Origin of the sequence: Streptomyces sp. FXJ1.172, assembly GCF_001636945.3 — a bacterium.
Taxonomy (GTDB): Bacteria; Actinomycetota; Actinomycetes; order Streptomycetales; family Streptomycetaceae; genus Streptomyces.
Genome location: NZ_CP119133.2, coordinates 2,969,879 through 2,983,876, shown reverse-complemented (window position 1 = coordinate 2,983,876; position 13,998 = coordinate 2,969,879). Strand labels below are relative to the sequence as shown.

The 13,998-nt window shown below is 71.6% G+C and carries 10 protein-coding genes; all 10 read left to right on the top strand.

Translation table 11 applies throughout. From position 1 onward, the window contains the following. Positions 1-135 precede the first annotated feature (135 nt). The 10 genes from A6P39_RS13105 (at position 136) to A6P39_RS13060 (ending at position 13,964) form a co-directional block, all read left to right on the top strand. On the top strand, positions 136-996 hold the full coding sequence (locus tag A6P39_RS13105) for an IclR family transcriptional regulator domain-containing protein (RefSeq protein WP_079133792.1): 861 nt from the start codon (positions 136-138) through the stop codon (positions 994-996). Positions 997-1,383: 387 nt separating this feature from the next. Beyond that, entirely contained in the window at positions 1,384-5,217 is a 3,834-nt protein-coding gene (locus A6P39_RS13100; protein WP_067054965.1) for a non-ribosomal peptide synthetase family protein, read from the top strand. Between the two features lie 36 nt (positions 5,218-5,253). Further along, positions 5,254-5,487, top strand: coding sequence for a tautomerase PptA (gene pptA / locus A6P39_RS13095; protein ID WP_067054886.1), 234 nt, complete (start codon positions 5,254-5,256; stop codon positions 5,485-5,487). 78 nt (positions 5,488-5,565) lie between these two features. Continuing rightward, complete coding sequence (locus tag A6P39_RS13090) at positions 5,566-6,312, top strand: maleate cis-trans isomerase family protein (protein ID WP_067054882.1); 747 nt, start codon at positions 5,566-5,568, stop codon at positions 6,310-6,312. Between the two features lie 45 nt (positions 6,313-6,357). Next, complete coding sequence (locus A6P39_RS13085) at positions 6,358-7,581, top strand: MFS transporter (protein ID WP_079133791.1); 1,224 nt, start codon at positions 6,358-6,360, stop codon at positions 7,579-7,581. Positions 7,582-7,632: 51 nt separating this feature from the next. Continuing rightward, a complete protein-coding gene (locus tag A6P39_RS13080; protein WP_067054878.1) occupies positions 7,633-8,211 on the top strand; it encodes a TetR/AcrR family transcriptional regulator in 579 nt (192 codons plus the stop codon). 94 nt (positions 8,212-8,305) lie between these two features. Further along, positions 8,306-9,511 (top strand): Cmx/CmrA family chloramphenicol efflux MFS transporter, encoded by a 1,206-nt coding sequence (locus tag A6P39_RS13075; protein ID WP_067054875.1) that lies wholly within the window; start codon positions 8,306-8,308, stop codon positions 9,509-9,511. 124 nt (positions 9,512-9,635) lie between these two features. After that, complete coding sequence (locus A6P39_RS13070; protein WP_067054870.1) at positions 9,636-10,520, top strand: NAD(P)-dependent oxidoreductase; 885 nt, start codon at positions 9,636-9,638, stop codon at positions 10,518-10,520. Between the two features lie 129 nt (positions 10,521-10,649). Continuing rightward, positions 10,650-12,185: an FAD-dependent monooxygenase gene (locus tag A6P39_RS13065; RefSeq protein WP_067054867.1), complete on the top strand. Its 1,536-nt coding sequence runs from the start codon at positions 10,650-10,652 to the stop codon at positions 12,183-12,185. A gap of 120 nt (positions 12,186-12,305) precedes the next feature. Then, entirely contained in the window at positions 12,306-13,964 is a 1,659-nt protein-coding gene (locus A6P39_RS13060) for an FAD-binding oxidoreductase (RefSeq protein WP_067054864.1), read from the top strand. The last annotated feature ends 34 nt before the right edge of the window (positions 13,965-13,998 follow it).

The window sequence follows — 13,998 nt, the reverse complement described above, 5'->3', positions numbered from 1 at the left end:
GGAAGGCAGTACCGGCTCGCTTACACACGGTTAGTTTCGCGGACACACATGGAGAGCGCTTCCATTGTTAAGTGTCCGTTAACTCGACCGGGACCGCGGCCGGTTCGGCCGTAGGACGGGGGAAGAGTTCATCGCATGGCCATCACTGCACAGCACACCACGACGCGACGGATCGGCATGACGGGGCGCACGGGCGGAACCAGCCACGCGGAGCGCGTGTTCCGGGTGCAACAGGCCTTCGCGCAACTCGGCGGCGGTGCGCAAGGACTGGCGGAGCTGGCGCGTGCTTCGGGGATCGACGACTCCGCCGTGCACCGAATACTGCGCTCGGGTGTCGTCCACGGCACCTTCCTCCAAGTGGGCAGGGGGCGCTACCGGCTGGGCCCGCAGGCGGCTCAGCTCGGCATCGAGGCCCTCGAACACGCCCTGGACGACGAGGCGTTGCGCGCCTGCCTGGACCGGCTGCGCGGGGTCGCGGACGGCGCCCTCGTGTTCCTGTACGGACTGAGCTACTTCGGCGGCGTACAGCGCCAGGCCGTCGAGATGGCCGTGGGCTGCTCCGACCTCTCGGAGATCGGGCTGACGCCACGTGAGCTGATGTTCTCCCACCGCTCGCTGCGGATCGGCGCGTCGGGGCGGACGATCCTCGCGCACCAGACCGAGGCTGTCCAGCGCAAGGTGGCCGCCGAGCGGATCCCGGACGGGATGGGCCCGGGCGCCTACCGCGACGGTGCCCGGATGCTCGCCTCGCTGCCGGGCATCCGGGCGCGGGGCTACGCCGTCGGACTCCAGGAGTGCGCGGCGGGCTGGGACTCCTTCGCCGCGCCGGTCTTCTGGGGCGACCTCGTCGTGGGCGCGGTCACCCTCCTGACCCCGGGGACGCTGAAGCTCGAGCAGTGCCGGCCGTACATCACCGCGGTGTGCACGGCGGCGGCCGAGGTGCAGCGGCTCGTCCTCGCGCCCGAACCGGAGGGTGTCACGGCGAAGAGCGCGTGACGGCAGCCTTCTCTTCATGTTTTCCCGCTGACTCCGGTTCGTTTGCCCTACGCTAATTGAGCACTCCCTGTCATCTCTATTTCCGCACCGCCCGAAGGCCTCCTTTCTCAGCTGAAGAGAAAGGAGGCCTTTGTCACATGCCGAATGGTCACGAGTTTTCCCGCTGGGCGAGAAACTGCAGGTCAAGCATGTTATTTGAGTGTTTGACAGACGTGCTTGCCAAATTGTTAGATCGACTCGGACCGGCTGGCGCACCGAAAGTCCAGCCGCCCGTACATCTCTCTTCTCATTCCAGATTCCAACCGCTGCCCACCTGATTCCGATTCGCCGAGTGGCCTTCGTGCGCCCGAGACCCGGGAGCGCACACGCATGTTCATGGGGGATGACATGACCACCGCACCGATCGCACCGTCCGTCCCGCACATACACGACTCCCGTCCGATCGCCTGCCTTCCGGGCCTGCTGGACCAGCAGGCGGACGCCCGCCCCGACGCCATCGCGGTCGTCCACGACGAGGAGCGGCTCACCTACCGGGAGCTGCGGCAGACCTCCCGCGAACTGGCGGCCTTCCTCCACGAGCTGGGCGTCGCCACCGACGACTGCGTCGGCCTGTACGTCGAACCGTCCCTGGACCTGATGACGGGCGTCTGGGGCGTCCTCGCGGCCGGGGCCGGCTATCTGCCGCTGTCCCCGGAGTACCCCGAGGACCGGCTGCGGTACATGATCGAGGACAGCCGCACCCGGATCATCCTGACCCAGCCCCATCTGAAGGCCCGGCTGACCGATCTCGCGCCGCGGGACGTCCGCGTCGTCACCCTGGACGACGCCCGGGGCCACACCGGCGCCGTCCCGCCGGGTCCCCGCCCCGACTCCCTCGCCTACGTCATCTACACCTCCGGCAGCACGGGCCGGCCCAAGGGCGTGATGATCGAGCACCGCAGCGTCATGTCCCAGATGCGCTGGATGCAGCTGTGCGGGCACCTGGACGCCGGTGTCACGGTGCTGCAGAAGACGCCGATGAGCTTCGACGCCGCCCAGTGGGAGATCCTGGCCCCGGCCGCGGGCGCCCGGGTCGTGGTGGGCGCGCCCGGTGTCTACCGCGATCCCGAGGCCCTGATCGAGACCGTCATCGCCCACGAGGTGACCACGCTCCAGTGCGTGCCCACCCTGCTCCAGGCGCTGCTGGACACCGAACGGCTGAGCGCCTGCACCTCGCTCAGGAAGGTCTTCTCGGGCGGCGAGGCGCTCTCCCGGCCGCTCGCCCGTGCCCTCGGCGCGGCCCTGCCGTGGGCCGGCCTGGTCAACCTCTACGGCCCCACCGAGTGCACCATCAACGCCACCGCGTACCTGGTCGACCCGGACGCCCTCGAGGAGGGCTCGGGCGCCGTACCGATCGGCGTGCCCGTCGACAACACGCAGTGCTACATCCTCGACGAGCAGCTCGCCCCGGTGGACATCGGCGAGCCCGGCGAGCTGTACATCGGCGGCGTCCAGCTCGCGCGCGGCTATCTGCACCGGCCGGAGCAGACCCGCGAGCGTTTCGTGCCCTCGCCGTTCGTGCCGACCGAGCGGCTGTACCGGACCGGCGACCTGGCGTACTGGAACCCCGACGGCACCATCCAGTTCACCGGCCGCGCCGACAACCAGGTCAAGCTGCGCGGCTACCGGGTCGAGCTGGACGAGATCGCCCTGGCCATCGAGGAGCACACCTGGGTGCGGCGGGCCGCCGCGGTCGTCACCGACGACGCGCGCACCGGCTTCCAGAACCTGGTCGCCTGCGTCGAGCTGAACCCGAAGGAAGCGGCCCTGATGGACCAGGGCAACCACGGCGCCCACCACCAGTCCAAGGCCAGCCGGCTCCAGGTGCGCGCGCAGCTGTCCAACCCCGGCGTCCGGCCCGCCGACGAGCTGCGCGGCCTGCCGGTGCTGGACCTGCCGGGCCGGCAGGAGTCCGAGCGGCAGCGCCGGGAGGTCTTCGCCCGCAAGACCTACCGCTTCTACGAGGGCGGCCCGGTCACCCGCGACGACCTGCGCGCGCTGCTCGCGCCGCGTCCGGCCGGCACCCTGTCCCGCCGGCCGTCCGAGCTGACCTCCGGCGAACTCGGCGTCCTGCTGCGCTGGTTCGGCCAGTACCACAGCGAGGAACGGCTGCTGCCGAAGTACGCCTACGCCTCGCCGGGCGCGCTCTACGCGACACAGCTGTACCTGGAGACCGGCGGCCTGGAGGGCCTGGGCGCCGGCGTGTACTACTACCACCCGGTCGACCACACCCTGGTGCGGATCACGGATGCCGTGGACGCCGCCGCCGGTGCGCTGCTGGTGCACTTCACCGGCCACAAGCGGGCCATCGAGCCCGTCTACAAGAACAACATCCAGGAAGTGCTGGAGTTCGAGACCGGCCACATGCTGGGCGTCTTCGAGGAGATGCTGCCCGAGTACGGCCTCGCGATCCGCCCGCTGGCCCACACCCCGGCCGTCCGGGACCGGCTGGCCGTCGCCGACGAGGACTACTACCTGGGCACGTTCGAGATCCGCGGCCACGACGGCACCCCCGACCCGGACCCCACCGAGATCTTCGTCCAGGCCCACGCCGACCGGGTCGAGGGCCTGCCGGAGGGCCAGTACCGCTGGCGGGACGGCGACTTCGAGCGGATCTCCGGCGAACTGGTCCTGGCCAAGCACGTGATCGCCATCAACCAGCAGGTCTACGAGCGGGCCTCCTTCGGCATCACCGCGGTCAGCCGCGCCGGCGAGGAGTGGCTGGAGTACATCAGCCTCGGCGCCAAGCTGCACCACCTGCAGCGCAACGGTCTCTCGCTGGGCTTCATGTCCTCCGGCTACAGCTCCAGGACCGGCCATCCGCTGCCGGCCGCACGGCGTGTGGACGACATCCTCGCCTCCCGCGGGATCGCCACGTCCGCCTCGTACTTCTTCCTCGGCGGCAAGGTCGGCGACGACCAGATACGCAGCGAGGGCATGTACGAGGACAGCGTGCACATGAAGGGCCCGGCCGAGATCATCAAGGACGAGCTGGCCCAGATCCTGCCCGACTACATGATCCCGGGCCGGGTGCTGGTGCTGAACGAACTGCCGCTGACCGCGAACGGCAAGGTCGACGTCAAGACCCTGGCGACCTCCGAGGCCGTGCTGTCCGCCGAGAGCGACACCCCGTACGTCGCCCCCGCGACCCGGCACGAACGCTGGCTCGCCGAGGCCTGGGGCAAGGCGCTGAAGTACGAGAACGTGTCGGTGCAGGACAGCTTCTTCGCCGTCGGCGGCAACTCGCTGACCGCGGTGGCCCTGGTCAACCGCATCAACCGCGAGTTCGGCACCAGCCTGCCGCTCCAGGTGCTCTTCGAGACGCCGAGGCTGGCCGACCTGGCGGCGCGGATCGCGAAGGATTCCGACGAGCCCGCGTCCCGGCTGGTGCCGCTGGTCGAGGGGGGCGAGGGCCGCCCCGTGTTCTGCTGGCCCGGCCTCGGCGGCTATCCGATGAACCTGCGCCTGCTGGCGCACGAGACGGGCCTCGGGCGGCCGTTCTACGGAGTGCAGGCCCACGGCATCAACCCCGGCGAGGTGCCCTACCCCACCGTCCGGGAGATGGCCGCCGCCGACGTGGCCGAGATCCGGCGCCGCCAGCCGGAGGGCCCGTACACCCTGTGGGGCTACTCCTTCGGCGCACGCGTGGCCTTCGAGACGGCCTGGCAGCTGGAGCAGCTCGGCGAGCGGGTGGAGAACCTGCTGCTGATCTGCCCCGGCAACCCCGAGGTGCGCTCCGCCGAAGCCGACCGCTTCGGCCGCGAGGCCGGCTACGCCAACCCGGCCTATGTGACCATCCTCTTCTCGGTGTTCACCGGCTCCATCAGCGGTCCCGAGCTGGACGAGTGCCTGGCGACGGTGCGCGACGAGTCCGCCTTCGTGTCCTTCGTGTGCCGGCTGCTGCCGGCCCTGGACGAGGAGCTGGTCCGGCGGATCACCCGCATCGTGGCGGAGACCTACGAGTTCGAGTACAGCTTCCGCGAGCTGGCCGAGCGCCGGCTGGACACGCCGGTGACGATCTTCAAGGCCACCGGTGACGACTACTCGTTCATCGAGGGCAGCTCCGGTTGGTCCGCCGCCCCCGCGACCGTGGTCGGCCTCGACGGCGACCACTACGGGGTGCTGAAGGAACACGGCGTGGCCGAACTGGTCTCGGCCATCCGGGCCCGCCTCGGCCGCTGAACACCCCCGCGCATCCCACCACTTCGAGGAGCACCCGTGCCGCACGTCCACATCAAGCACTTCCCCAAGGACCTCACCGACGAGCAGAGGCAGCGCCTGGCCGAGGCCGTCACCGCCGTCGTCGTGGAGCACTTCGGCACCTACGAGGGCGCCGTCTCGATCGCCCTGGAGCCGGTCGCCCCCGAGACCTGGGAGACCCGCGTGACCGTCCCGGACGTCCAGGGCCGGGCGGACCTGCTGATCAAGGAACCGCACTACCGGACGGCGTGACCGCCGACCCGAACCTCGCCTCGCACCCCGCCCGCGCACCGCGGGCGGGGGTCCCACCACCCTCACAAGGAGCACCAGATGACCGATCTGCTCGGCCCGCGCCTCAAAGTCGGCGTCGTCGTCCCGTCGACCAACACCTCCGCCCAGCCCGAGATGGACGCGCTCAGGCCCGTGGGCGTGACCAACCACACCGGCCGGATGGTGATCAACGACGACTCGATGACCGACGAGCCCGGCTTCGACCACGTGATGCACAGCATCAGGAACTCCACCCACCCCGCCATCGAGAGCGTCGTCAGCTGTGACCCCGGCGTCGTGATCGTCGGCGTCTCGCCGGAGAGCTACTGGGACGGCCCGGACTCCCACGCCCGGGTGCTGGAGTCGATGCGCTCGGCGGCCGGCGGCCGGCCGGTCACCATGAGCCCGGACGCCATCAAGGCCGCGCTGACCGCCTACGGGGCCCGCCGGATCGGCGTCATCACCCCGTACCTGCCCCTCGGCGACGACTCCGTGAGCCGCTTCTTCAAGGACAGCGGATACGACGTCGTCCGCATCCAGGGCCTCGGCATGCCGAGCCCCGCGCAGATCTCCCACGTCACCGAGGAGCAACTGCGCGACGCCGTACGGGAGGTGGACGGTCCGGACGTGGAGGCGATCGTCCAGGTCGGCACCAACGTGCCCATGGTGCGCTTCGCGACCGCCGCCGAGGCCTGGACCGGAAAGCCGGTCATCTCCAACAACGCGGTCCTCTACTGGCACGCCCTGCGCAGCAACGGCATCGAGGACCGGGTGCACGGCTTCGGCTCCCTGCTGGCCCGGCACTAGTGCCCCACTAGCAACCGCACGCGACGACCGAGGGGGAGATTCTCCGTGAGCAGTGCTGGCAGCACTGAGACAACTGTCCTGAACCCGGAGCGGGTTCGGGCCGAGGAACGGCTGCCCGTGTGGCGCCTGCTGGCCTTCACCACGGCCGGTTTCCTCGCCATCATGACCGAGACGATGCCCGCGGGTCTGCTGCCGCAGATCGGTGACGGCCTGAACGTGTCGGAGGCCCTCGCGGGCCAGCTCGTCACGCTCTACGCCATCGGCTCGACCGTGGCCGCGATCCCGGTGATCGCCGCGACGCGCAGCATGCGCAGGAGGCCGCTGCTGCTGTACGCCGTGGGCGGCCTGTTCGTCTTCAACACCGTGACGGCGCTGTCGGCCAGCTATCCGCTGACGCTGGTCGCCCGGTTCGTCGCCGGCATGGCGTCCGGTGTGATCTGGGGCCTGCTCGCGGGATACGCCCGGCGCCTGGTCCCGGCCGCGCTCCAGGGGCGGGCGCTCGCCGTGGTCGGTGTGGGACAGCCGATCGCCCTGACCTTCGGCGTGCCGCTCGGCACCTGGCTGGGCTCGCTGTTCGACTGGCGCGGGGTCTTCTGGATCATGTCGGCGGTGGCGCTCGCCCTGATGGTCTGGGTACGCGCGCTGGTCCCCGACCAGCCCGGCCAGCAGGCGGAGCAGCGGCTGCCGATCCGGGCGATCTTCACCACGCCGGGCGTGCGGCCGGTGTTGGCCGTGGTCTTCTTCTGGATCCTGGCGCACAACATCCTCTACACCTACATCGCGCCGTTCCTCGACAAGGCGGGGCTCAAGGACCGGGTGGACCTGGCGCTGCTCGTCTTCGGCGCGTCGGCGATCGTGGGCATCTGGGCCACCGGACTGCTGGTCGACCGGCGGCTGCGCGCGGTGACGCTGGTGAGCCTCGCGGTCTTCGCGGCGGCGGCCCTGGTGCTCGGCATCGGGCACTCCTCACCGGTCGCCGTCTTCCTGGGGATCGTCGCGTGGGGCCTGACCTTCGGCGGCGCGCCCACGCTCCTGCAGACGGCGATCGCCGACGCCGCCGGCGAGGGGGCGGACGTGGCCCAGTCGATGCTGGTCACCATCTTCAACCTGGCGGTCGCGGGCGGCGGTCTGGTCGGCGGTGTGCTGCTGGGCGCGGCCGGGGCGACCTCGTTCCCGTGGGTCCTGCTGGCCCTGGCGCTGATCGCCCTGGCGGTGGTCCAGACGGCCCGCCGGCACGGCTTCACGCCGGGCGGCCGTGTGACCTCGTAGCCTCCCGCCGAGTATTTGACTGATCGTTCCATGAACTGCCATGCTCATCCCATGGCACGGCCGAAGGAATTCGATCCCGATCGCGTCCTCGACGCCGCGATGGACGCCTTCTGGAGCAAGGGCTACGCGGCGACCTCGGCCCAGGACCTCGTGGACACCACGGGGCTGGGCCGGGGGAGCCTGTACAACGCCTTCTCCAGCAAGCACCGCCTGTTCCAGGAGGCGCTCAGGCGGTACGAGGACAAGTGGACGACCCGCCAGGAGGCGGTGCTGGACGGGCCGGGCGACATCCGGGAGCGGATCCGCCAGGTGCTGATGACGGTGGTCGAGGAGGAGTCCCTGCGGGCTCCGGGTCCCCGCGGCTGCCTGGCGGTCAATGCCGCCGTCGAACTCGCCGGCCTCGACCCCGAGGTCACCGCCCAGGTCCGCCACATCTTCGAGCGGGTGGAGCAGGCGCTGCACACCGCCCTGGCCCGGGCGCGGCGGGACGGCGAGATCGGCCCCGACAAGGATCCGAGGGCCCTGGCCCTGTTCGTCCTCAACGCCCTGTACGGCCTGCGGGTGCTGGGCAAGACGGCCGACCGGACCGCGCTCACCGGCATCGTCGAGACCACGCTGTCGGTGCTGTGAGTCCGGCCGCCCGCGGTACATGCCTTCGCACGCCCTGATTTTTTAACGAACGTTCCAATTCAAGCGTTTCCGTTCAAGCGATCGAGGAGTCGCGATGCCCATCGCGGTCTATGTCCTCGGTCTGACCGTGTTCTGCATCGGGACGACCGAGTTCATGATTTCCGGACTGCTGCCGGACCTGGCGGGCGACCTGTCGGTGTCGATCCCCGCCGTGGGCTGGCTGATCTCCGGCTACGCGCTCGGTGTGGTCGTCGGCGGACCCGCCGTGACGCTGGCCACCCTCCGGGTCAACCGCAAGACCTCGCTGCTCGGCCTGCTCGCCCTGTTCGTCGCCGGCCAGACGGTCTGCGCCCTGGCCCCCGGCTATGGCGTCCTCATGGCCGGACGGGTCGTCGCCGCCCTCGCCCAGGGGGCCTTCTTCGGCATCGGATCCGTGGTGGCCGTGGACCTCGCCGGTCCCGAACGCCGGGGCAGGGCCCTGGCCATCATGTTCGCCGGGCTGACCGTGGCCAACGTGGTCGGTGTGCCGGCGGGCACCTTCCTCAGCCAGCACGCCGGCTGGCGCGTCAGCTTCTGGGCCGTCGACGCGCTCGCCGCGGTGGGCCTGCTCGGCGTGGCGGCGCTCGTCCCGCGCCGCCCCACCGCGCCGTACGCCGGCATCGGCGCCGAGTTCCGCGCGTTCCGCAACCCCCGTGTCTGGGTGGCCCTGAGCACCTCCATGCTCACCCAGGCCGCCGTCTTCTGCTGCTTCAGCTATCTGTCGCCGCTGTTCACCGACGTCACCGGCTTCTCCGAGGACGCGGTGCCGCTGCTGCTGGCGCTGTTCGGCGCCGGCTGCTTCCTGGGCAGCGTCATCGGCGGCCGCTTCGCCGACCGGCACCTGCTGCCCAACCTCTGCACGGGCATCACCGCCATGGGCGTCGTACTCGTACTGATTCCGCTCGCCGCCCACCACAAGGCAGCCACGGTGGCCGCGATCGCGGCCTTCGGCGTGGCCGCCTTCTCCATCAACCCGGCCCTCCAGGCCCAGGTGATGCGCGAGGCCGGGGACGCGCCGACGCTGGCCACCACGACCAACACCTCGGCGTTCAACCTCGGCAACACGATCGGCCCCTGGGTCGGCGGCAACGTCATCGGCGCCGGCTTCGGCTTCACCGCGCCCTCCCGCGCCGCCGCCCTGCTCGCGGCGGCCGGACTGGTCACGGCCCTGGCCTCCGGTCTGCTGCGCCGCCGGGCGGACACCGCCGAGGGCGCCGCACGGCAGCGGCAGGAGAGCGCAGCCGAGCCGTCGTTCCCCTAGTTCCCGGTCATCCAGTCGCCTTTCATCCCGCCTATCCCCTCTCAACCCCTCTCAACCCCTCTAATCCCCTCTAATCCCCTCTCATTCATTTCATCCGCTTCGTTCAACGAGGAGAGAACCCGTCATGGTGGAATCCGCAGCGCCGCAGCCGACCGTCGCCGTCCTCGGTACCGGCATCATCGGCGCCCCCGTCGCCCGCAACCTGGCCCGCGCAGGCTTCCCGGTACGCGCCTGGAACCGCACTCGCGCCAAGGCCGAGGCGCTGGCCGCCGACGGCGTCCAGGTCGCCGGCACGCCCGCGGAAGCGGTGGCCGGTGCCACGATCGTGCTGACGGTCCTCAAGGACGGCCCCGCCGTCCTCGACGCCGTCAAGGCGGCGGCCCCCGCCCTCGCCGAGGGGACCGTCTGGGCGCAGCTGAGCACCGTGGGCGACGCCGTCGACGAACTGGCCGCCTTCGCCGCCGGTCACGGCCTCGTCTTCGTGGACGCCCCGGTCCAGGGCACCCGACAGCCCGCCGAACAGGGCCAGTTGATCGTCATGGCGGCCGGCGTCCCGGCGGTGCGGGACACCGTCCAGCCGGTCTTCGACACCATCGGCAAGCGCACGCTGTGGGTGGCCGACGAGGGCGGAGCCGGCGCAGCCAGCCGGCTCAAGCTGGTCCTCAACACCTGGGTGGTCGCGCTCACCCACGGCGTGGGCGAGGCCCTCGCGCTCGCCGAGGGACTCGGCGTGGACCCCCGGCACTTCGTCGACGTGGTCACCGGCGGCCCGATGGACAACGGCTACTTCCAGGGGAAGTCCGCCGCCGTGCTGAGCGGCGACTACACCACCGCCTTCTCGGTCGACAACGCCGAGAAGGACGCCCGCCTGGTGCTCGAGGCCGCCCGGCGCGCCGGCGTCCGCATGGACACCGTGGAAGCGGGCCGGGCCCGCTTCGCGCGCGCCTCCGAACTCGGCCACGGCGACAAGGACATGGCGGCCGGCTACTTCGCGAGCTTCGACAAGTAGCGGTCCACGGGCCGGGCGTACATGCCGCGCCCGGCCCGGCCGCGCCGCAGACCGCCGTACCGCTCTCCCGTGCCGTGCACCGCTCTGCCGTCAGGAGCCGTGCCAGGCCTGTGCCCAGGAGCCGAGTCCATGAGTCCCCACGAGCGGACCACCGTCCTCATAGCCGGCGGCGGCCCCGTCGGCATGCTGCTCGCCGCCGAACTCGCCCATCAGCGCATCGACACGATCGTGATCGAGCAGCACCCCGAGCCGCCCGACGTGCCGCGCGCCGGCACCCTGCACGCCCGCAGCGTGCAGTCCCTGCTGCGCCGCGGCTACCTGCGCACCGCGTCCCCGGGCAGCCTGACGACCCACCACACCACCGGATTCCACTTCGGCGGCCAGCCGGTCCTGGAGATCTCCGCGCCGACCGCCGAGGGCGTCCCGGTCCTCAACCGCCCCCAGCAGGAACTGGAGCGGACCTTCGAGACCCGCGCCCGCGCCCTCGGCGCGGACGTCCGGCGCGGCCGGCGCGTCGAGCGGCTGCGGCCGCGGGGCGACGCGGTGCACGTTGAGGTCTCGGGCGCGGACGGGCGGTGCGTGGTCGAGGCCGCGTACGTCGTCGGATGCGACGGCGCGCGCAGCACCGTCCGTGCGGAGGCGGGCATCGGGAGCACCACGACGCCCCCGACGTTCGGCGCCCTGATCGGCCGGGTACGGCTGCTCGAGCCGCACGGCGTCCCGCCCGGCTGGACCCACGGCCGCGACGGCTGGACGCTCCTCAACGTCAACCCGCACGGCCACAGCCGCGTGATCACCCACGACTTCCGCCGGCCGCTGCCGTCCCGGCGCGCCCCCGCGCACCTGGACGAACTGCGCCGCACCACGGAGCACATCCTCGGCCGGCCCGTCCCGATGGACCGGCCCACGTATCTGTCCCGGTTCAGCGACTTCACCCGGCTCGCCGACACCTACCGCTGCGGCCGGATCCTGCTCGCCGGCGACGCGGCGCACGTCCACGCCCCGCTCGGCGGTCAGGGCCTCAACACCGGCCTCCAGGACGCCTTCAACCTCGGCTGGAAGCTCGCCCTGGTGGCCAGGGGAGATGCCCCGCCCGCGCTGCTGGACACCTACACCCGCGAGCGACGGCCCGTCGCCGCCAAGGTCATCGCCAACACCCGTACCCAGGCCTCGCTGATGCGGCCCGGACCGGAGTACGACCCGCTGCGCTCCCGCGCCCGCGAACTGCTGCGGCAGCCGGACGCGGGCCGCGAGGTCGCCGACGAGATCAGCGGCCAGTCCGTCGCGTACACCCGGGACGCCCAGTCGGCGCTCGAGGGCCGCTTCCTGCCCAACCACCGCTTCCGCACCGACGCGGGGCCGCGCACCACCGCCGAACTCCTCACCGACGGCCTCCCGCTCCTGCTGCTCACCCCGCGCGCCGACGCGGCCCTGGCCGAGGCCGCCGCGGGCTGGTCCGACCGCCTGCTGGTGGTGCGGGCCGACGGCGAGGAACCGCTCGGCTGGGACGCGCTGGTCTGCCGGCCGGACGGCTACACCGCCTGGGCCGCGTCCGCGTCCGACGCCGCACCGCAGGCCCTCACCACCGCACTGACCCGGTGGTTCGGCCCGGCCCGGGCGGCCACGCCCGCCTTCGCGCCCCTGAGCGTACGGGCCGCGCCGTAGACCCTGTCGTCAAACCCCCGCCTCGCGCACCGCAACCCACCGCACATCACCGCTCACGCACCGCAGCCCACCGCACATCACCGCAACCGCAGCACGTCCACGAAGGGGGAAGTCCGACCCATGAGCGAGATCGACCGCCGGTCCCTGCTCGCCCGTACCGGCGCCGTCGCCGGGGGCGCCCTGGCCACCACGGCGCTCACGCGGAGCACCGCCGCCGCTGCCCCGACCGGCCACCCGGCCGGCGACACGATACGTCCCGACGACCCCCGCTTCCCGCTCCTGACCACGGGCAACAACCAGCGGTTCGTGGCCTCTCCCGAGTACGTGCGCATGATCCGCTCGACCGCGGACGCGGAGCGTGCGGTGCGTGAGGCCGTGACCGCCGGCAAACGCGTCTCGGTCCGCTCCGGCGGCCACTGCTTCGCGGACCTGGTCTGCAACCCGGAGGTCGAGGTCGTCCTCGACCTGTCCGAGATGACCGAGGTCGGCTACGACGAGAAGTTCCGGGCCTTCGCCGTGCAGCCGGGCATCCGGCTGCTGAACCTGTACGAGGCCCTGTACAAGGGCTGGGGCGTCACCATCCCCGGCGGCATGTGCTACAGCGTCGGCGCGGGCGGCCATGTCGCCGGCGGCGGATACGGTCTGCTGTCCCGGGCCCACGGCCTGGTCGTCGACCACCTGTACGCCGTCGAGGCCGTCGTGGTGGACGCGGACCGCACGGTGCGCGCCGTCGTCGCGACCCGCGAGGACGACGACCCGAACCGCGACCTGTGGTGGGCGCACACCGGCGGTGGCGGCGGCACGTTCGGGCTGGTGACCCGCTACTGGTTCCGCTCCCCGGACGCCACCGGCACCGAACCCTCCCGCCAGCTGGTGCGGCCGCCGTCCACCGTCCTGGTCAGCGCGCTGTCCTTCCCGTGGCAGGACCTCGACGAGCGCCGCTTCGCACGGCTGCTGAAGAACTTCGGCGCATGGCACGAGCACAACAGCGCGCCGGACTCGCCGGGGACGGCGATCAGCACCGTCTTCAACATCTGTCACCAGGCGCACGGCACGCTGGACATGTTCACGCAGGTCGACGCGGGCGCACCGAACGCCGAGCGGCTGCTCGGCGACTACCTCGCGGCACTCACCGCGGGCACCGGCCTGACGGCCACGGCGCTGACGAAGGGCTCCGGCGACCTGGCCGCGATGCCCCACCTGGCCGCCCCGCGCCGTATGCCCTGGCTCAACGCCACCAAGCTCGTCGGCACCAACAACCCGACGATCACCCACCCGGGCCTGCGCGGCGCGCACAAGTCCGCCTACCTGCGCCGCAACTTCACCGACCACCACACGGACGTCCTCTACCGCCACCTGACCTCGCCGCAGTACGCCAACCCGGACACGATGGTCGTCCTCTTCTCCTTCGGCGGCCGCGTGAACGCCGTCGCCCAGGACGCCACCGCGAACTCCCAGCGCCGCTCGGTGTTCAAGATGCTCTTCCAGACGTTCTGGCCCGACGCCTCCGGCGACGCGGCCGGCCTCGGCTGGGCGCGCGGTGTCTACGAGGAGTTCCTGCACGACACCGGGGGCGTCCCGGTACCGGGCGACCAGTACGAGGGCTGCTACATCAACTACCCGGACACCGACCTGAAGGACCCCGCCCGCAACCGCTCCGGCGTCCCCTGGCAGACCCTGTACTACCAGGACAACCTGGCCCGCCTGCGCCGCGTCAAGCACGCCTACGACCCGACCGGCTGCTTCCACCACTCCCTGTCGGTCACCCCGGCGGGCTGACGCCCCCACCGGCCGGTCATCGGACCGAGCGCGC